The 17,961-nt window shown below is 57.1% G+C and carries 20 protein-coding genes; 13 read left to right on the top strand and 7 right to left on the bottom strand.

All coding sequences use genetic code 11. The features are described 5' to 3' along the window. Positions 1-64: 64 nt before the first annotated feature. From G5B47_RS22135 to G5B47_RS22145, 3 genes are all read right to left on the bottom strand, one after another. Positions 65-1,018, bottom strand: a complete 954-nt coding sequence (locus G5B47_RS22135; protein ID WP_165102935.1) for an L-lactate dehydrogenase — start codon at positions 1,016-1,018, stop codon at positions 65-67. Positions 1,019-1,326: 308 nt separating this feature from the next. Then, on the bottom strand, positions 1,327-1,806 hold the full coding sequence (locus tag G5B47_RS22140) for a CcdC family protein (protein ID WP_165102937.1): 480 nt from the start codon (positions 1,804-1,806) through the stop codon (positions 1,327-1,329). 210 nt (positions 1,807-2,016) lie between these two features. Beyond that, positions 2,017-2,274, bottom strand: coding sequence for a GlsB/YeaQ/YmgE family stress response membrane protein (locus G5B47_RS22145; RefSeq protein WP_025332869.1), 258 nt, complete (start codon positions 2,272-2,274; stop codon positions 2,017-2,019). 252 nt (positions 2,275-2,526) lie between these two features. Between G5B47_RS22145 and G5B47_RS22150 the strand changes: the two genes are divergently transcribed. From G5B47_RS22150 to comX, 3 genes are all read left to right on the top strand, one after another. Beyond that, on the top strand, positions 2,527-3,579 hold the full coding sequence (locus G5B47_RS22150; RefSeq protein ID WP_165102940.1) for a lactonase family protein: 1,053 nt from the start codon (positions 2,527-2,529) through the stop codon (positions 3,577-3,579). Positions 3,580-3,720: 141 nt separating this feature from the next. Further along, positions 3,721-4,635 carry a polyprenyl synthetase family protein gene (locus tag G5B47_RS22155; protein WP_165102943.1) on the top strand — a complete coding sequence of 305 codons (915 nt, stop codon included), beginning with the start codon at positions 3,721-3,723 and terminating at the stop codon, positions 4,633-4,635. A 34-nt stretch (positions 4,636-4,669) separates the two neighbouring features. After that, entirely contained in the window at positions 4,670-4,867 is a 198-nt protein-coding gene (comX, locus tag G5B47_RS22160) for a competence pheromone ComX (protein ID WP_165102946.1), read from the top strand. Positions 4,868-4,890: 23 nt separating this feature from the next. Here the strand turns inward: comX and G5B47_RS22165 are convergent, their stop codons facing one another. Then, positions 4,891-7,215 (bottom strand): alpha/beta hydrolase, encoded by a 2,325-nt coding sequence (locus G5B47_RS22165; RefSeq protein WP_165102949.1) that lies wholly within the window; start codon positions 7,213-7,215, stop codon positions 4,891-4,893. Between the two features lie 317 nt (positions 7,216-7,532). Here G5B47_RS22165 and G5B47_RS22170 point away from each other — a divergent pair, with 317 nt between their 5' ends. The 4 genes from G5B47_RS22170 to G5B47_RS22185 all read left to right on the top strand — a co-directional run bounded on the left by G5B47_RS22170 (position 7,533) and on the right by G5B47_RS22185 (position 10,786). Then, positions 7,533-8,645: a sulfate ABC transporter substrate-binding protein gene (locus G5B47_RS22170; protein WP_165102952.1), complete on the top strand. Its 1,113-nt coding sequence runs from the start codon at positions 7,533-7,535 to the stop codon at positions 8,643-8,645. A 78-nt stretch (positions 8,646-8,723) separates the two neighbouring features. Beyond that, positions 8,724-9,560, top strand: a complete 837-nt coding sequence (gene cysT, locus G5B47_RS22175; RefSeq protein WP_025332875.1) for a sulfate ABC transporter permease subunit CysT — start codon at positions 8,724-8,726, stop codon at positions 9,558-9,560. A 35-nt stretch (positions 9,561-9,595) separates the two neighbouring features. Then, on the top strand, positions 9,596-10,459 hold the full coding sequence (cysW, locus tag G5B47_RS22180; protein WP_165102955.1) for a sulfate ABC transporter permease subunit CysW: 864 nt from the start codon (positions 9,596-9,598) through the stop codon (positions 10,457-10,459). Positions 10,460-10,567: 108 nt separating this feature from the next. Continuing rightward, entirely contained in the window at positions 10,568-10,786 is a 219-nt protein-coding gene (locus tag G5B47_RS22185) for a YezD family protein (RefSeq protein ID WP_025332877.1), read from the top strand. 120 nt (positions 10,787-10,906) lie between these two features. On the opposite strand, the gene G5B47_RS22190 is transcribed toward G5B47_RS22185, so the two are convergent. Next, positions 10,907-11,215: a hypothetical protein gene (locus G5B47_RS22190; RefSeq protein WP_025332878.1), complete on the bottom strand. Its 309-nt coding sequence runs from the start codon at positions 11,213-11,215 to the stop codon at positions 10,907-10,909. Positions 11,216-11,371: 156 nt separating this feature from the next. On the opposite strand from G5B47_RS22190, the gene G5B47_RS22195 reads away from it, so the two are divergent. The 6 genes from G5B47_RS22195 to G5B47_RS22220 all read left to right on the top strand — a co-directional run bounded on the left by G5B47_RS22195 (position 11,372) and on the right by G5B47_RS22220 (position 16,060). After that, positions 11,372-12,046, top strand: coding sequence for a DUF421 domain-containing protein (locus tag G5B47_RS22195; RefSeq protein WP_165102958.1), 675 nt, complete (start codon positions 11,372-11,374; stop codon positions 12,044-12,046). A 141-nt stretch (positions 12,047-12,187) separates the two neighbouring features. Further along, positions 12,188-12,511 carry a GNAT family N-acetyltransferase gene (locus G5B47_RS22200; RefSeq protein WP_328804621.1) on the top strand — a complete coding sequence of 108 codons (324 nt, stop codon included), beginning with the start codon at positions 12,188-12,190 and terminating at the stop codon, positions 12,509-12,511. 58 nt (positions 12,512-12,569) lie between these two features. Then, positions 12,570-13,202, top strand: a complete 633-nt coding sequence (locus G5B47_RS22205) for an NAD(P)-dependent oxidoreductase (RefSeq protein WP_165102961.1) — start codon at positions 12,570-12,572, stop codon at positions 13,200-13,202. Positions 13,203-13,218: 16 nt separating this feature from the next. After that, positions 13,219-13,398, top strand: coding sequence for a hypothetical protein (locus G5B47_RS22210; RefSeq protein WP_165102608.1), 180 nt, complete (start codon positions 13,219-13,221; stop codon positions 13,396-13,398). A gap of 72 nt (positions 13,399-13,470) precedes the next feature. Further along, on the top strand, positions 13,471-14,076 hold the full coding sequence (locus G5B47_RS22215; RefSeq protein WP_165102964.1) for a hypothetical protein: 606 nt from the start codon (positions 13,471-13,473) through the stop codon (positions 14,074-14,076). Positions 14,077-14,290: 214 nt separating this feature from the next. Further along, positions 14,291-16,060 (top strand): NAD(P)H-hydrate dehydratase, encoded by a 1,770-nt coding sequence (locus tag G5B47_RS22220; RefSeq protein ID WP_165102967.1) that lies wholly within the window; start codon positions 14,291-14,293, stop codon positions 16,058-16,060. 44 nt (positions 16,061-16,104) lie between these two features. Here the strand turns inward: G5B47_RS22220 and G5B47_RS22225 are convergent, their stop codons facing one another. Together G5B47_RS22225 and G5B47_RS22230 are read right to left on the bottom strand one after the other, a co-directional pair. Further along, positions 16,105-16,548: a hypothetical protein gene (locus G5B47_RS22225; protein WP_165102969.1), complete on the bottom strand. Its 444-nt coding sequence runs from the start codon at positions 16,546-16,548 to the stop codon at positions 16,105-16,107. 44 nt (positions 16,549-16,592) lie between these two features. Next, positions 16,593-17,492, bottom strand: coding sequence for an SDR family oxidoreductase (locus G5B47_RS22230; RefSeq protein WP_165102972.1), 900 nt, complete (start codon positions 17,490-17,492; stop codon positions 16,593-16,595). Between the last annotated feature and the right edge of the window lie 469 nt (positions 17,493-17,961).

Below are 17,961 nucleotides of genomic sequence, written 5' to 3' on the forward strand. Positions count from 1 at the left end.
TTTGGGACACTCGGTATGTTTGCGGGGCTTTCCCCGGCTCGGCCCAGTCGCGCGCCGAAGCTTTTTAGTTCAGGCTCACACTCTCGATGCCGCGGCGGATAATGTCGCAGGAATTGGTGAATTTGGCGGACTCCTCCTCATTCAGGTTCAGCTCCAGCAGCTCCTGAATGCCGTCGCCGGCAATGATGGCGGGCACGCCCGTGCAGGTGCCCTTCTGCCCGTACTCTCCGTCCAGGATGGCGGAAACGGCAATGATTTTATGCTCGTCGTTCAGAATCGACCGGGCGATATACGCCAGCGCGCTGCCGATCCCGAAATGGGTCGAGCCCTTGCGGGTGAAGATCTCCCAGCCGGCATCCTTCGTCTTGCGGGCGATATCGCTGAGGTCCAGATGCTTGAACCGCTCGCGGTGCTGCTCCAGAATGTGCAGAATCGGCTTGCCGCCAATCGTCACATGCGACCATGCCACAAACTGCGATTCGCCGTGCTCGCCGAGCGCGTAGCCGTTCACGCTGCGGGGATCGATGGAGAACACCTCGGACAGCAGCGTCTTCAGCCGTGAAGAATCGATGGACGTTCCCGTCCCGATCACCCGGTGGCGCGGAAATCCGGATATTTGCCAGACGAGATAAGTCACGATATCGACGGGGTTGGCCGCGATGACAAAAATGCCGTCGAACCCGCTCTCCACGATCGGAGTTACAATGCTTCGGGTGATGGTCGCTGCGTCGTCAAGCACGTCCAGCCGTGTCTGTCCGGGCTTCGGATTGGCCCCCGCCGTCAAGATTACGATATCCATGCCGGCGCAGTCGCTTGCCGTCCCGGCGTATACTTTAGTTCGGGTACCCATAAAATCCACACAATGCGAAAGATCCAGCGCCTGCGCCATCGCGCGGTCATAGGTGCGGTCCACCATCATAATTTCGTCGCAAATCGCCTGATTGACCATGGAATAGGCGCAGCTGGAGCCGACATTCCCGGAACCGACGATCGCCACTTTTCTTGATTTGCTTTTCATTAGCCCATCCTCGCTCTCTCCTTAAAGTGCGCAAAGTCTTCAATGTCAAAAGACTCGGTCCGTGTCTTTATTTTACCTCATCCGGGGGGAAGTTACCTGACATGGGTGAAAAAAGGTACATGCATCCTTTCGCCGTTTGCTTTTTTAACCTTCCCTAGGAAAAAAGATGCAAAAAAACCGCATGGCCAGCATGCGGACGATGAATGTATATAGGGCGGCAGCGGCTCTCCTCAGAGGGTCGCGGCCTGGATAAAAGGCGGGGCCGAAATTCCTCGGCAGACCGGGAGATGTTACTGCGGAACCCGCGCTTACTGCGGAACGAGCGAACGGTACCTCCTGAGCATGAACACTCTCCAATGTACGATCATGCCAAACGCCAGAATGAAGAACAGCCCGCCCGACTGCGGAATCGAGATGTAGCGGTCGATGAATTCATGCAGCAGCGTGCGCACCAGAAGCAGTCCAAGCAGAACAAGGATGAAGCTTTTGGAGCGTTTGGCGTAAATCAGCCCTTCTTTTTCATGAAAGGTGGTTGTCTTTATCAGCGGATAAGCGAATATGAACCATCCCGCAAGAAAAGCGGCAAGGGCCCACCACAGGGGAAATCTGACCTCGGGAACGACGAACATGAAGAAGCCGGTTGACATGCCCAGCGGCGGAATGAGGATTTTGCGGATGGTAACGGGGCGGTCGCTCGCCTTTAATCGGATAAAAATAACCATCAGCGCCATAAGCAGCGCGCCCACGGTGGAGCCGATATGCAGAAACGACGGATTGATGCTGCCCATGATTCACGTTCCTCTCTAAAAAAAATAGTAGATTGTGCGCGTTATGCACATATTATAACAGAAATGCTCCGGGCCGCCTAAACGCCCGCCCTTAGGCGAGAGAGCGCCGAAGCAGGAGTATGTATGGCAAAAAACCGCCCGGCGGCAAGCCGAGCGGCTGTTAAGACGTTATAAGCTTCGCGTCAAACGCGCTGCTTCAAAGGTAAAGGATCAGGAGCGGGTTCGTCCGCCCATGGAACGCATGACCAGACTGACAATCGCAATCAGAACGATGGCTCCGATCAGGGACGGCAGAACATAGAAGTCGCTGACTTTAGGGCCCCAATCGCCAAGGAAACCGCCCAGCCAAGAACCGAGGATACCCGCAATAATGTTACCGATAATGCCTCCCGGAATATCTCTGCCCATAATCAGACCTGCCAGCCAACCGATGATACCGCCGACAATAAGCATCCAAATGAAACTCATTTTGCTTCAGCTCCTTTAAGGTTATTGTCTTGGATGCTAACTATTAACCTTGTGCGGAAGGTTTAAATCAGGTGTCATATTTTGACGAATTGCAGGAAGGAAGGCCGTCATGGCCAATAGTGGAAGCGGAAAAAAATGTCCGGAAAACCGGGTAATTTTCCCTTGCGAAAGGGTAATAAAGGGTGGAGATCCGCTCCCTTAGAGCTTTCGGATCATGCTGAATCCACACTTGCTACAAAAGGAGATGCTGCCGTGAAACGTCCAGATGAAATGTTGTTTTATGTCGGAACTTACAGCTCTGCAGAGCATCCGTCCGTTTACTTATGCGGGCTGAATCCCGGCAGCGGAGAAATGAGGATCATCCGCGGGACTGCGGGAATCGAGAATCCGTCATACATAACGTTGAACCGCGCAGAGAATGTGCTGTATGCTGCCAACGAAAAAGATGACGGAGAGGTCAGCGCCTTCACCGTCGATCCCGAAACGAAGGAGCTGTCCCTGCTCGGCAGCCGGCGGACAGAGGGCGGAGCTCCCTGCTACGTCTCCGTCAGTCCGGAGGGGGATTATGTGTTTGTCTCCAATTATTCCGGAGGCAACGTCAATGCTTTCCCCGTGAAGGAAGACGGTTCACTCGGGGAAATGTCCTCTCAGGTGCGGCATGCCGGCAAGGGCTTCCGTCAAGACCGGCAGGAAGCGCCGCATCCGCATTCCGTAACCCCGGCGAGCAGCGGAAGGCGGGTGCTGGTCTGCGATCTCGGTATCGACCGGATCGTGAGCTACTTTTATGAGAATGGAGAACTGGCAAGGCACCATGAAGCGGTGCTTCCGAAAGGCGCCGGCCCCCGGCATCTGGTATTCCATCCGAGCGGCAAGTGGCTGTACTGCGCGAATGAGCTAAACTGTACCGTAACGATATTTGCCGTGGGCGGGCAATCCGGGGAACTTGAAGTGCTCGGGCATCTGTCCACCCTGCCGGAGCAGTACGCCGCGGGAAGCGGCGATACCGCGGCCGATATCCATATCTCGGCATGCGGCAGATTTCTGTACGTATCCAACCGCGGGCATGACAGCATCGTGCTGTTCCATATCGATGAAAGCTCCGGGTTGCCGAAGGCGATGGATTGGCAGAGTACCGGCGGGCGGGTGCCGCGCAATTTCGCAATTGCCGGAGACATGCTGCTGGCGGCCAATCAGAATAGCGGCAACATTACGTCGTTTACAATCGACGGTGAGAACGGCAGGCTGATTCCGACAGGCTATGAGCTGGAAGTGCCTTCGCCGGTATGCATTGCGCCGCTGAAATAACCGTCTGCCGGCTGCTGCGGCATGTCGAAAAAAATTTTTATCAGGCTGCAAAAATATTGAAGGATATGGAAAAGAAAGGGCGAATATGTATTCCTGACAAGATCCTTGTCGCTTTCCATATCTGATAATAAGGGGGATAGGATGGACGATTTTGCGGAATCGGTGGGTAAGGAAATCGGGGAAGGCCTGCGCGCCTATTTTGTCGAACCGCATTTGTACGAGCAGGCCATGGCTTGTGTCGAAGAGAAGCTGAGGGGGAAGCTGCCGTTCAGCAAGCTGACCGTGCTTCACTTCCATGCATTCGGCGGTACGGGGCATGCCATTTATCGGGCAGCAGCCGCAGTTGAACTGATGATCCTCAGTGCGGATATCATCGACGATCTTCAGGACAAGGACAACAGCTTGACGGCATGGAGCCGGATGAGTCCGGAAATGGTGCTGAACATTGCCTTTGGGCTGACGCTCGTTTCCCAGCAGATGATGCTTACCGGCGATTTCCCTATGGAAGTGGTTCACAAGGCTGTGCAATTTCTGAACACCCAGACCCTTGCGGCGATTAATGGACAAACGACGGATCTGCTCAACGATATCGGGAGCGAAGAGGATTATCTCCGCATGGTCAAGCAAAAGTCGGCCGGATTTGTGGTGGCCGCCTGTATGATCGGCACGCTGCTGGCCACCGGCGAATGGAACGAGCGGGTCAGGGATTATGCCGAAGAGCTTGGCATCGCCGATCAGATCAAGAATGATATCCGTGATCTCCTGGACTGGGAAAGAAGCGACTTCAAGAACCGCAAGAAGACGCTGTCCACCCTGTATCTGCTTCAGTTTATCGCGGAAGAGGATCAATGGATAGCGGACTACTTTGAGGGAAGCCTCAAGGCGGAGGAGATCAGCCACCGCCGGGAGGAATTCGAAAGAGCTATAGAGCGGACGGGCACTTTTCTCTATACTTCTGTTCGGATGAGAACACATTGCTACAATTATTTGCAGTTGGTAGACAAGCTTGAGATTGACGCTCACTGGAAGAACCGTATCATCGCTCTGTCCGAATAGACCGGAGCGAAATCATCGATTGGGGGAATTGTCCATGTTAAAGGAAATCATTCAAGTATTGATGAAAGATCCCGCAGCAGCCCATCGTTTGCAGAACGGCCAGTTTGAACTCGCTGGAGTCAGCGAAGTGGAGCACAGAGCATTGCTTGCTGCATTGGGGGACAAAAATGGATTTGGCAAGGAACCGCAGCTCGGAGCCTGGGACACCGTTAAAGCGCAAGCGGCGTTCTAATTTGCAGGATTTAGCAAACAGCCTTAATCCGGTTCATTTCGGATTAAGGCTGTTTGTATGAGGGAAGGATGAGTTCCGCTCGAATAAAGACCGATATCGTCAAGCATAACGGCGTCTTTGCCGCTGAGCAGATGGAAAGCGATCTGCGCGAGCTGCGCCGGATTGAAGGAAGGATTCTTCTCCCGGAACAGGCTGAACGACAGCTCATACGTCTGAAAGACCGCTTCCGAGGGGTTGCCGTACTTGCCGTCGCTGATCCGCTTCTCCAGCCAGGCTGTCCGGGTAAACTGCGTCTTGGGCAGCGGCAGGGGCGGCATTACCGCCGTCAGCGGCAGCCGCGCCTTATTGCCCGATCGGTCGGCCAGTTCGACCTCCACCTGCGGCGCCAAGCCGGAGCCTGAACCCGCGTTGCGATTGGCCATGGAGAAGGTGAGGCCATCCGCTCCGTAGATCGCGGCGTCCGCTGCCGGTCCGGCCTTCAGCGAAATCCGGTAGAAGGCTTCTCCGGTGTCATCCGCCCCGCGTTCCAGAAATGCCCCAAACGTCCCTTTGCCTTCTCCCTCGCGGTCTTTGGCCGTCTCCTCGGTGAAGCGCAGTCCGGCCGCCGAAATGGTGCCGATTTGGCCCGCCGTTGTCTTATCCCGGTCCTCTTCGAAGTCCGTGATACCCCTGAATCCGCCATCCTGATAGCGGTTGAAGTACGAAGTCTCCTTGGGAAGCCACTCCAGTCCGCGGCGATAATCCCGGAACAGTCCGGCATACTCCTTCCTGCCGTGCAGCGCCGCCTCCAGAAAAGCGGAGATATACACCTTGGCGATCTGCCGCTGCTCTTCTCCATCCATGATGCGGCTTCGGCTCAGGAACAATCCGGTCGGAAACGCCAGATCGTACATGCCCCAGTCGCTGTTGAACTGGCTGTGATTCGCATCCCCGATATACAGCGAAGTCTTGAACGCATCCGTATGGCCGGAATACACCGAACGGTTATACTGCCGGTCTCCGTAGAAATCATGCACATCCCCGTCCCGTGCCCCCTGAAGGGTCATATAGCTGATATCCCGAAGCCGGGCCTGCCCGCTGCCGACCGTCTGGTCGGTGGGAGCCAGCGCGGCCACCGCCGAAATATGGAAACGGCTGACCGATTCCAATACGGGATCGCCTTTGAACCAGCGCTGCGCGTCCGCAGCCATGGCGACAGCCTGACCGCCGCGGCTGTGCCCGATCAGCGCCGTTTCGGCAAAGTCGATTTTGTTGTAGAAAGGGTTGCCCGGCTTATCCGAGAAACCGGCAAGCTGCTCCAGATGCTTCAGAATCATCCAGGCGCGCAGCTTGTAGTCCTCCTCCGGTATGCCAGACCAGACGGAATAATTCAGAAAGTTCTCGTCCAGCGAAATGGCAATAAAGCCCCGGCTGGCCAGCAGTTCTCCGAGATAGTCATAGCCTCCGTCGGAGAAGTCCTCCATCATATGATTGCCGTGCACAATCAGCACAAGCGGAAAAGGGCCGTTTCCCTCGGGCATCCATACCCGCCCATTAAGCGGCAGCGATTCCGGACCGAAGCCCCAGAACAGCTTGCGCAGCGGGGGCCACTTCTTTATATAGGAAGAAGCGTTTACCGAAGAAGAAAGGACCGCCGCCGCTTTCCCGTATTCGGCGCGGTGCCGGTCGCTTCCGCCGGCATAAGTGAAGCTCCGGTAAGCATATGCGCCCGGTGCTCCCGGATTGGCTTCTGCCAGCTTAACAACTGCTGCGGAAGCGCTGGTGTCTGCAGCAAGGACGCCTGCTTCCGTACTGTCCCGGTCGGCTGCACCCGGCAGCGGAAATCCGCCGGCCGGAATGAACGGAAGGGAGGCCAATGCCGCCAGGATCAGCAGTCCCGGCACGATTCTCCCCGTCCGTACAAGACCGGCGGCGGCGCCGGCTAGCGCGCCAAGTGCTGCGGCGGCTCCCGCGATGACGGCGGAGGCGGCGGCAGCGACATGGGCATTGCAGAGAATGACCATGACGATTCCCGCGCTGCCGAGCAGGCAGCCTGTGAACAGCCGCGGAAGACGCAGACCGGCAAGCGCGAGCAGCGCAGCGGCGAGATGGCCGGCGGCAGCCAGCAGAGCCGTGGCGATTCCCGCGGCCAGCAGCAGATCCGCCGGCTTGCCAAGCCCGGTCGGACTCCCCAGCATGGCGGCCGCAACCGCCGCGAAGCATGCCATCCAAGGCCCGGCAATGCCGGTACGCCATATTAATGTGTCATAACGGTAAGTTTCGCGGATTCTGCGTCCCAATGTATGAATAAAGGTTCTAAGCCGTCCGGGCCTTTCCGGCACGGGCGGGCGTCCCAATTGTAAATCCATTCTCGTGTCCCCCGGCTTCTCCCTGATGCAGATTCTCTAATAAGATGTAGCCATCATAGACTTTTTGCTTAAAGTATGACAAGGGGGAACTGCAGAATTTCAGCATTGAAATAAATGGTTGACAAGTAGACGGGAGGCCATTATTATAAGTCCATAACCTACTATTTAGGTAGGAATAATAAATATTGTTCTTACCGTACAGACGGAGGAACCCAGAGTATAGAATGCAGCGGCTGGTTTGCCGGTTTGCGCGCCGAAGGGTTTCCTCTTTCTTTTATGCAAAAAAGGGTCTATTCAAAATGGGGGAGTGGATTAAAATGAGAAAAGGCTTGAAAAAGGGATTGTTAACAGGATTTACACTGCTGCTGACGGCGGGTCTGACCGCTTGCGGAAGCAGCAACAGTGCAGAGAGCGGAGCAGCCTCTTCGGCCGCGCCAGCGGCGTCGGCCAGCACAGCACCAGCGGCTTCGGCTGCCCCAACCCAATCGAAGGAGCCGGTGGAGCTGCTGAACGTCTCCTACGATCCTACGCGTGAATTGTACGAGAACTATAACAAAGCTTTTGCCGCTTATTGGGAGAAAGAGAACGGACAGAAGGTAACGATCAAGCAGTCACATGGCGGTTCCGGCAAGCAAAGCCGCGCCGTACAGGACGGTCTGGAAGCCGACGTCGTAACGCTGGCGCTCGGATACGATATCGATGCGCTGCAAACAGCGGGTCTGATCAATGAAGGCTGGCAGAGCAAATATGAGCATAACAGCTCTCCTTACACCTCGACCATCGTATTCCTCGTTCGCAAAGGAAATCCGAAAGGCATCAAGGATTGGCCGGATCTGCTGAAGGACGGCGTAGAGGTTATCACTCCGAATCCGAAGACCTCGGGCGGAGCCCGCTGGAATTATCTGGCCGCTTGGGGCTATGCGCTGGATCATAACAACAATGACGAAGCCAAGGCTCAAGAGTTCGTCAAGAACCTGTACACGCATGTACCCGTACTGGATACCGGAGCACGCGGTTCGACGACAACCTTCGTAGAACGCGGAATCGGCGATGTGCTGCTCGCTTGGGAGAACGAAGCTTACTTGTCCGTGAACGAGCTGGGCAAGGATAAATTCGATATTGTCTATCCTTCTGAGAGTATTTTGGCCGAGCCTCCGGTAGCCGTGGTTGACAAAGTGGTTGACAAGAAGGGCACCCGCGAGGTAGCCGATGCCTATCTGAAATATCTGTACACTGAAGAAGGACAAAAAATCGCCGCTGAGAACTACTACCGTCCGACGCTTGACAGCGTTAAGGCGCAATACAAAGACAAGTTCCCGGACATTAAGCTCTTCACGCTGGCCGACAAATTCGGTACGTGGAAAGAGACTCAGGAGAAGCACTTTAACGACGGCGGCGTCTTCGACAAGATCTACGTTCCGGGCAAATAAGGGATCAATTGAAGCAAAATAGCTGTGCGGTGCTGATCGGCCAAACGGAGCCGAAGGCGAAGAAAGGATGAACAATCGATGAATGTCACTGCTAAAGGAACACAGCGTGGCGTGCTGCCAGGATTCGGCCTGACGATGGGATACAGCATTTTATACTTGAGTCTTGTAGTGCTCATCCCTCTATCGGCGCTGCTGTTCAATTCCACAGGACTGAACTTTGCGAAGTTTTGGTCGGTGGCGAGCGACCCTCGGGTCCTCGCTTCCTACCGGGTCAGTCTGACCACGGCGGCGGCGGCCGCATTTGCGGACACTCTGTTCGGTCTGCTGATGGCATGGGTGCTGGTGCGCTACCGGTTTCCGGGCAAAAGAATATTCGATGCCCTAATCGATCTGCCGTTCGCGCTGCCGACGGCGGTAGCGGGCGTATCGCTCACCGCGCTGTACTCCACTAACGGCTGGATCGGCTCACTGCTTGAGCCCCTCGGCCTCAAAGTGGCGTTTACGCCGCTGGGAATTACTTTGGCGCTGATGTTCATCGGGATTCCCTTCGTCGTTCGCACCGTTCAGCCCGTTCTGGAGGATATGGAGAAGGACACGGAGGAGGCTGCGGCGACTCTGGGGGCCGGACGCTGGCGGATCTTCCGCAAGGTGCTGCTGCCGGATCTCGTTCCGCCTCTGCTCACCGGTTTTGCCTTGGCCTTTGCCCGGGGAATCGGCGAGTACGGCTCCGTTGTATTCATCTCGGGAAATATGCCGATGCGGACGGAGATCGCCCCGCTGCTGATCATGTCGAAGCTGGAACAGTATGATTATGCCGGAGCGACAGCCGTGGCGCTGCTGCTTTTGCTGATTTCCTTCCTGATGCTTCTTGTAATCAATATGCTCCAGCGCTGGACCCGGAGGTCGTCGCGTTAAAGCTAATACACTGAAAATTTAAGGGAGGAATAAGGATGGCAGGAACAGTTCCGCTTCGCGCCGGACGGCGGCAGGCAGCGGCACCTTCGGCCGCTGTGAACGAATCGCCCGCGATCAAATGGCTTCTGATTGGCGCCGCCGGGCTGGTACTGCTCTGGCTGATCGTGCTTCCGCTGGTCATTGTGCTGACTGAAGCCCTTAAGCAGGGCTGGAACGTATATTGGGAAGCGCTGAAAGATCCCGACGCCGCTTCTGCGCTGCGGATGACTCTTCTGGTGGCGGCCATTACCGTGCCGCTGAATACGGTGTTCGGCATCGCGGCTGCATGGGCGGTAGCGAAGTTCAAATTTCGCGGCAAGGGAATACTTATTACGCTTATTGATCTTCCCTTTGCCGTCTCGCCGGTTATCGGCGGTCTCGTGTTTATTCTCGTCTTCGGCGCGCACGGCTGGTTCGGACCGTGGCTTGATGCGCATGATATCAAAATCGTCTTCGCCGTTCCGGGAATCGTGCTGGCTACGGTGTTCGTCACATTTCCGTTTGTGGCCCGCGAATTGATTCCGCTAATGGAGGACCAGGGCACACAAGAGGAGGAAGCGGCGCTTACACTGGGCGCCCGGGGATGGCAAATCTTCCTTCGCGTGACACTTCCCAATATTAAATGGGGCCTGCTGTACGGCATTATTCTGTGTAACGCGCGGGCGATGGGCGAGTTCGGCGCGGTATCGGTCGTGTCAGGCCATATTCGGGGGGAGACCAATACCCTTCCGCTGCATGTGGAGATTCTCTACAACGAATACCAGTTCTCGGCGTCCTTCGCGGTGGCCTCGCTGCTTCTGCTGCTGGCGCTGGTCACAATGATCTTCAAAAGTTGGCTGGAACGTAAATCCAGTCATTGACAAATAATAGGACAGCATGCTACCTTAAATCTTAGTATATAGGTTGGAAAGCAAGGAATTATGAATGGAGCGGTAAATCCGCTGCCGAATGAAGAGGGGGCACGGTGAATGGCTAAACCGCTGAAGGTGGATGAAATTTGGCTGGAGAGAATTGCGGGACTTCTGGACAATATGGAATTCGGCTCCTTGCATATCGTGGTTCATGAGGGGCAGATCGTGCAGATGGAGCGGACGGAGCGCAAACGGTTCGAGAACGCTTCGGCACGGCACAGCGGGGAAGCCGGAAACCGGCGTTCCGACGCCCGCGCCGCGGGGGGACGAGGGTAGCTCAGCAAGTCCCCGCAAAGCATAGGGCGGGCAACCTGAATTGAATGTTTCGGAACCGACAGATAGCGGCCCGCTCCCGGGATAGGGGAGCGGGCCGCTATCTGCGATTATATGGCCTTGTTAATAACGGGGTGTGCGCCGCGACGCTGAAATGCCTTCGAACAGCAGAACCAGGGCGGTTACGGCGTGCATGATCCAACCGACGATCGGAATAAAGGCGACAATGGACGTGACGACGCCGATGACGTTGCCGACGACGGGCCCCCGCTCATTGTACAGAACGACGATGGCAACGGCATGCAGCAGAAATGCGATTCCAAGCGGCATCCAGGCATGGGCGAGTACGAATGCGCCGCCGATGATCGGAAGCGCCAGAAAAGCCTCGTAAGCGAATGTGCCCCATTTAAACAGTTTTCCCCAAGGAGACATCTCCTTCACCAACCTTTCCTTATTATTACTATTCCATAGAACGTACAGTGATACAAGGTTACGTTCTTTGCCGTCCTCCTGAGTGGAGTTATTTTAACCGCTTGGCGAATTGGGTAATACTCGTTGAGAGTCATTAACATGCAGGAGGAACGCCATATGGATTATGAATTAATTACGATCAAGCTGGTTACCGGTTTCATCGGCTTATGGATAATGACGCGGCTGCTCGGGAAGAAGGAGATTTCCCAGCTGACCCCCTTCGATTTTGTCTCTTCGTTAATGCTTAGCGAAATTGTTGGCAATACCATTTACCAGGAGGATGCGCGTTATTTTCAACTGGTCTATGGGCTGGTGCTGTGGGGGGGATTGTCCTATTTTTTCGAAAAAGTGACGCAGCACGCCAAACGGATGCGCGCCCCGCTGGAAGGATCAACCTCCGTCCTGATCTGCAACGGCAAAATCGACATGAACGAAATGAAGCGGAACCGGCTCGATTTCGGACAGCTGCGGATGATGCTGCGGCAGAAGGACATTTTTGCGCTGGAGGAAGTGGCGTATGCTATATTTGAGAACAACGGCTCGCTCAGCGTGATCAAGAAGCCGGATTACGAAATGCCGGAAAGGAAAGACCTGGGGATGCCGCATGTGGAGGCGTCTTTTGTCTATTCGCTCGTAGAGGCCGGAGATATTCTGGAAGACAATCTGAAAAAAATCGGAAAGGATCGGGTCTGGCTGGAAAAAGGGCTGCGGGACGAGGGATACGGGGACGTAGAAGCTTTGGCTTTTGTGGAATGGAGCAAAGACAAAGGCTTTTTTGTCATGGAGCCCTGAGAGACGGGCTTTAGGTAAATTGCGATTTGGGGAAAGGAACGGGGGAGACAATGAACAAGGTAGGCAAGATCGAGATTCGCCGCAGGATACCGCCGCTTGAGGACTATTTAAGCTTAAGGGTGGAAGCGGGCTTAAGCTAGGGTGAGCCGGGAGGGGGCCGAGATTGGCCTGCCGCGCTCGTTGTTTGCGGTAACTCTGGTAGAAAACGGCGAAACTATCGGTATGGGACGGGTGATTGGAGACGGGGGATGCTTCTTTCAAGTCACGGATATTGCCGTCAAGCCTTCCCGGCAGGGACAGGGGCTTGGAAAAGCGATAATGAAAGAAATCCGCGATTTTCTGGATACGGTGCCCGTCCCTTCCTATGTCAGTCTTATCGCAGACGGGGAAGCGGCGAAGTTGTATGCCAAGTTCGGGTTTGTGTCCGTGCATCCGGGGTCACAGGGGATGTTTTTGCGCCGCTGAATGAAACGATGGACAATGAAAGGAAAGAACATACAATCAGGAAGGCAGGGGATAAGGTATGAAAGTGGTATTATTCGGCGCATCGGGAACGATTGGCCGCGCCATTCTGGAAGAAGCGCTGAAGCGGAAGCATGAGGTGACGGCGGCGGTCCGGCGGCCGGAGGCGCTGGAGATTCAGCACAACGGGCTGCTTACGCTGCCCGCCGATCTGCTGAGACCGGAAGAGGTGGCGCGGGCAGCTGGGGGCCACGAGGCTGCGATCAGCGCCTATGGCCCTGAATTCGGGGCGGAGGGTGAGCTTCTTGAAGTCGCCCGCTCGCTGGTTGAGGGCCTGAAGACGGCCGGGGTGAACCGGCTGATTGTGGTTGGAGGCGCGGGGAGCCTGAAGACGGACTCGGGAGAGCGGCTGATGGATACGCCGGAGTTCCCGGAGGAAATCAGGCCGCTGGCGGCGGCTCATGCCGATGCGTATGAAATCTATGCGCAGTCCGGCTTGGAGTACACCTATGCCAGCCCGGCGGCGATACTTACCCCGGGACGGCGAACGGGGCAGTTCCGTGTCGGGCTGGACCGCCTTGTGGTGGACGAGAACGGCAAAAGCGAGATCAGCACCCAGGATTACGCCGCCGCGGTTATCGATGAACTGGAGGAAGGGAATTTCATCGGGACGCGGTTTACGGTGGGATATTGATACGTAGGTGGAGGGGATGAGCGGCGTCCATACCGGCCCCAGCCCCGACGCTGTTCACACGGATGCTTGGCCTACAAGCGAAAGAGCGAGGGAGCGGGTGAACGAGACGATGGCTCCTTTGGTCGATCTTGACCCCCAAGCTTCGCTGACGCGGGCTGGAGCGGCCAAGCTGCTGGATGGAGTGTTATTAAACTAATCAGACAAGTCCCTCTGTACGTTCAACATTATGGAAAGCGGGACGCTCATGAAGAAGAGATATTCCTTAGCTATGTTGCTTTACATTCTAGTATTGGTTTTGTCGATACTATCTCTTATGGCAGGCGGAGAGAAGAGCGGCGGCGGTTTTTTCGATTTCAGTGGGCTGGCCACCGCCTTCGGCATCGGAATTGCCATAGCGGGGACGTTGCTTTTTGCGCTCTACTTGCTGCTCGTTTACACCTACAGTAGAGGGCGGAGAACATTCCTTGTTATGATTTCCGTGCTGGCCGGAATCCTGTTAATTGGCGCGGCTTCGGGGATTATGAAATCGATGGTGACGCAAAACAAGAATCTGGATTTCTCTTCTGCTATCGTTCTTCAACCCGGCATCGAGCACATGGAACTGGACCATAGCCAAAGCCAATCGAGAGAAACGAAGTATAAATACTTGCTGCAGCGGGATGGAGAATTGACGATCCTGTTAACGCCTGTCGGATGGGACGACCAAATCAGAGAGATATCTGTTTACGATTCCCGTAAGAAAAAGATGATCAGGCGAAACGGGATCGTCCCGTCGCATTTGAAAATCAGCGATGCCGTGTCCGGCCAATGGATTTACGTAACTGTACAAACACGGTCAGCTTATGACGTCTACCGGATCACTATACATCAATAGCCGAGTGGGATTCCGGAAGTAATCGAAAAGACGGTGAAGTACAATTGTAATGGTCAGATGATAGAGCAAAGAGGAGCTGTCCGGAACGGAAGAAGCGAGATATGAGTGAAGGATTACGCCGCTGACGCGGTTCACGGTGGGATATTGACGGGGCTCAGCCGATTACGGTAAAAAAATTAAGAATTTCGGAGAACAAGGGAAGGGGAGAACAGGAATGCATTTGGTGACGGCGGAAGAAATGCGGCGTCTTGACTGCATCACGATTGACCGACTGGGCATTCCGGCTGTTGCCCTGATGGAAAATGCCGGGCGCGCGATAGCTGAGGAGATTATCGCCTTCTGCAACCGGCGGGGCAAGGCCGGGATGGCCGGCGCCCCGCGGCAGGGAGGTGGCGCGGCGCACAGCAGCGCGCCGCTCGATGCCTCAGCGTGGGCGGCTGGCAGCGCCCACGGAGAACCCGCCGCGCGAAGCGGCGCGCGCGGCGTTGCCTTCGCAGCGGGAGCGACGCTCCGCAGCGGCGGCCCCGGCGGCGGCCCGGCATCGCCGCCGAAGCTGACCATCAGCGGCGATGCCGCGCTGATGGCGGACCATGCCGAGAGCGAGCATTGGCTCGTGCTCGTCGGCAAGGGCAACAACGGCGGCGACGGCCTGGTCGCCGCCCGGCACCTTCGCGAGGCGGGCATCGCCGTCTCGCTCCTGTATGCGGTCCCGCCGGAGTCGCTGACCGGCGAGGCCGCCCTGCAGCGCGATGCCGCTGCGGCGATGGGACTGCCCGCCGCCGTGCATGGCGGCGGCAGCCCCGTCTTCGCCGGGTACAGCGGCATCCTGGATGCGCTGCTGGGCACGGGCGCCGCGGGCGCGCCGCGCGGCGTCTACGCGGAGCTGATTGCCGCGGCGAACGCGAGCGGCAAGCCCATTGTGTCCGCGGATATCCCGAGCGGGCTGAACGCGGACACGGGAGAGACGCATGAGCCGTGCATTCAGGCGTCGCTTACGGTCTGCCTCGCCTTCCTCAAGCGAGGCCTGCTTCAATACCCCGGAGCGGGAGCCGCCGGCCGCGTCGTCGTCCGCTCCATCGGCATTCCGGCCGGACTCGCCCGGGAAGAGGGCTTGTCCGCCTATTGGCTGACGCCCGACGTGCTGGAAGGCGTGCTGGGCGTCGATGTCCGGCGCCGCCGCGCGCCTGACGGGCATAAGGGCACTTACGGCCATGTGCTCGTGGCCGCGGGCAGTCTCCGCATGAGCGGCGCCGGTCTGCTCGCAGCACGCGCTTCGCTGCGGGCGGGCTGCGGGCTTGCGACCTGGGCGGTGCCGGGCAAGCTGCTGCCCCTTCTGGTCGGCGCGGCTCCCGAGCTGATGCTGGCGGGTGCCGGCGGAGAAGCGGACGGAACGTGGAATGCCGCGGCCGCAGAAGAAGTGTTGAAGCTCGCCGGGCAACGGGATGTACTCGCGATCGGTCCGGGGATCGGGCGGTTCGAAGACGACAAGGCTTGGCTGAAGGCCATCTGGGAGGGATCGGAGTGTCCTCTGGTAGTGGACGCCGATGCATTGAACATCCTGGCCGAGTGCGATTACGGGTCCTGGCGGCAGCGGAAGGCGCCCGTCATCCTGACGCCGCATCCCGGCGAAATGGCCAGACTGGCCGGTGTGCAGACGAAGAAGGTCCAGCGAGACCGCATCGGTCTGGCGCTGTCCTTCGCCCGGGAGCGGGGCGTAACGCTTGTGCTGAAGGGGGCGCATACGGTGATTGCCTCGCCGGACGGCAGGGTCTTCGTCAATACGACCGGCCACCCGGGCATGGCCACCGGGGGTGCCGGCGATTGCCTGACAGGGATCATCGCCGGTCTGCTTGCCCAGGGGCTGGACGGCGCACAGGCCGCGGCGTTCGGGGTCTATCTGCATGGCCTGGCAGGCGAAAAGGCAGCGCTCCTCCGGGACGATCCGGCATCGGTTATCGCCTCGGATATTATCGAGGCGCTCTGAATCCAGCCGCTTCGCCGCTTACGGTTCTTCCCGGCACGGCGGCTTTAGAGCAGCTGAAGGCAGAGCAGTGGAACGAACAGGGCGAACACGGGAAGCAGCGCCGGTATGCGTTCTCCGGCAAGCTCGCTCAAGCGGAACAAGAGCAGTGCCGCTATTCCGGGAAACGCGCTCCACTCCCAGGCGCTTCCCTGGTCATGGGCCAGCCATAGCCCCGCGCCGAATCCGGCAAGCGCATAAATAATCAGGGCGGCAACCTTTGACCGGGTTCCCGCCAGCTTCAGCAGGCCGTCGGCCGGCAGAGAGGCGGTAAGGGCGTAGGCGTATACGTTGTAGGCCGGAGCGGACAGCCAGCCTGTGCCGGTATGGGGAAACATAAAGGACAGCAGTCCCAGCAGCGTGAAGGTCAGGCCGGCGGCGGACAGCTTGCTCAAGGCGTACATGCCGGCGGTCAGGCGGACCGACGGGACGTTTTTCGGGACAGGTTTCATAACGTTGTCTCCTTTGGAGAATTGTTCGTGATTGAGAGAGGGCGTCAGCTTGTAACCATTTCCCCTCCATTGACATGGATGCACGCTCCCGTTACATAGCTCGAATCGGAGCAGGCTAGATATACGTAGGCCCCGGCAAGCTCGTAAGGCTGTGCGGCCCGCTTCATCGGCGACTCCAGCCCGAAGACACTGACTTCTTCAGCGGAGAAGCTGGAGGGGATAAGCGGTGTCCATACCGGGCCCGGCGCGACGCTGTTCACGCGGATGCCTTGGTCCACCAGCGAAAGAGCGAGAGAGCGGGTGAAGGAGACGATGGCTCCTTTGGTCGAAGAGTAGTCGATCAGCTCTTTATGCCCCTGGTAGGCGGTGATCGAAGCCGTGTTGATGATGGCGGACCCTTTTTTCATATGCAGAATGGCGGCCTGGGAAAGGTAGAAGAACGGAAAAATATTCGTGCAAAACGTCTGATGCAGCTGCTCCTCCGAAATATCCAAAATGCTCTTCTGCGGATATTGAACGGCATGATTGTTCACCAGAATATCCAGCTTGCCGAATGTTCGGATTGTGCGATCAACCGCGGCGAAGCAGTTCCTTTTGGGCCGGAGATCGCATTCGATCAGCAGACAGCGTCTTCCCAGCTGCTCGATGCGCTGCAGCGTCTCCTCGGCGTCCGGTCTTTCCCACAGATAAGCGATAGCGACATCCGCACCCTCCTTGGCAAAAGCGATCGCGGCCGCCTTCCCGATTCCGCTGTCTCCGCCGGTAATGAGCGCAACCTTTCCCTGCAGCTTCCCGCTTCCTCGGGATTCGGGGTCTTCGCTGATCGGCCGGGGATGCATCAGGCTTTCGAGCCCTGGCTGGCGGTTCTGGTGCTGCGGGGGGAAGGTAAGCGGCTGCACTTCACAGACCGTTTTGTATCCGTAATAGGGATAAATGGGGTTCACTGGCGGTAATCCTCCTTGGTGTTCGCATGTACTTCTCAGGATGGTATATGTCTATGCAGCCGCCCAGGGAGGGGTGCCCGCCCGGGGAGCGATTGGCTGAATCGGTATCTTCTTGAACCGACTTATTTTGCGTCCGCCCAGGCAGGGGGCTCTCTCGGGGAGCTCCGTGCGGCATTCGATTATGGGGGGGGGAGGAGAGTGCGACGGCAGCAGGCGTTAGGAATGTTCGCAACCCGCCCCACTCATTAATTCTGTTCATTCTGTATACACGGTGTAGGGTAACAAACTGAATTTCATTACGGCCTCCTTCTCTAGCGGCAACACGAATCTGGTGGCAGAGCATTTACCTGCAAATCTGCAGGTTTATCAGGTTAAATGCGCGCTTGGAAGAAGGAAAGGCTACATTTGTGCAGTTTTTAGAGGTTGCGGGGTGTCAAGCGGGAGGTCGGAGGAGAAATGCCTGCACTTT

It is taken from the genome of Paenibacillus apii, from assembly GCF_011043685.1.
Taxonomy (GTDB): Bacteria; Bacillota; Bacilli; order Paenibacillales; family Paenibacillaceae; genus Paenibacillus_AQ; species Paenibacillus_AQ sabinae.

Bases quoted from the DNA above. Each gene is read 5' to 3' on its own strand.
- G5B47_RS22205 (WP_165102961.1), top strand. From the start codon at position 12,570: ATGAAAGTGGTATTATTCGGCGCATCGGGAACGATTGGCCGCGCCATT.
- G5B47_RS22210 (WP_165102608.1), top strand. From the start codon at position 13,219: ATGAGCGGCGTCCATACCGGCCCCAGCCCCGACGCTGTTCACACGGAT.
- G5B47_RS22135 (WP_165102935.1), bottom strand. From the start codon at position 1,018: ATGAAAAGCAAATCAAGAAAAGTGGCGATCGTCGGTTCCGGGAATGTC.
- G5B47_RS22190 (WP_025332878.1), bottom strand. From the start codon at position 11,215: ATGTCTCCTTGGGGAAAACTGTTTAAATGGGGCACATTCGCTTACGAG.
- G5B47_RS22140 (WP_165102937.1), bottom strand. From the start codon at position 1,806: ATGGGCAGCATCAATCCGTCGTTTCTGCATATCGGCTCCACCGTGGGC.
- G5B47_RS22165 (WP_165102949.1), bottom strand. From the start codon at position 7,215: ATGGATTTACAATTGGGACGCCCGCCCGTGCCGGAAAGGCCCGGACGG.
- comX (WP_165102946.1), top strand. From the start codon at position 4,670: ATGTTAAAGGAAATCATTCAAGTATTGATGAAAGATCCCGCAGCAGCC.
- G5B47_RS22170 (WP_165102952.1), top strand. From the start codon at position 7,533: ATGAGAAAAGGCTTGAAAAAGGGATTGTTAACAGGATTTACACTGCTG.
- cysW (WP_165102955.1), top strand. From the start codon at position 9,596: ATGGCAGGAACAGTTCCGCTTCGCGCCGGACGGCGGCAGGCAGCGGCA.
- G5B47_RS22155 (WP_165102943.1), top strand. From the start codon at position 3,721: ATGGACGATTTTGCGGAATCGGTGGGTAAGGAAATCGGGGAAGGCCTG.
- G5B47_RS22145 (WP_025332869.1), bottom strand. From the start codon at position 2,274: ATGAGTTTCATTTGGATGCTTATTGTCGGCGGTATCATCGGTTGGCTG.
- G5B47_RS22220 (WP_165102967.1), top strand. From the start codon at position 14,291: ATGCATTTGGTGACGGCGGAAGAAATGCGGCGTCTTGACTGCATCACG.
- G5B47_RS22215 (WP_165102964.1), top strand. From the start codon at position 13,471: ATGTTGCTTTACATTCTAGTATTGGTTTTGTCGATACTATCTCTTATG.
- G5B47_RS22185 (WP_025332877.1), top strand. From the start codon at position 10,568: ATGGCTAAACCGCTGAAGGTGGATGAAATTTGGCTGGAGAGAATTGCG.
- G5B47_RS22225 (WP_165102969.1), bottom strand. From the start codon at position 16,548: ATGAAACCTGTCCCGAAAAACGTCCCGTCGGTCCGCCTGACCGCCGGC.
- cysT (WP_025332875.1), top strand. From the start codon at position 8,724: ATGAATGTCACTGCTAAAGGAACACAGCGTGGCGTGCTGCCAGGATTC.
- G5B47_RS22195 (WP_165102958.1), top strand. From the start codon at position 11,372: ATGGATTATGAATTAATTACGATCAAGCTGGTTACCGGTTTCATCGGC.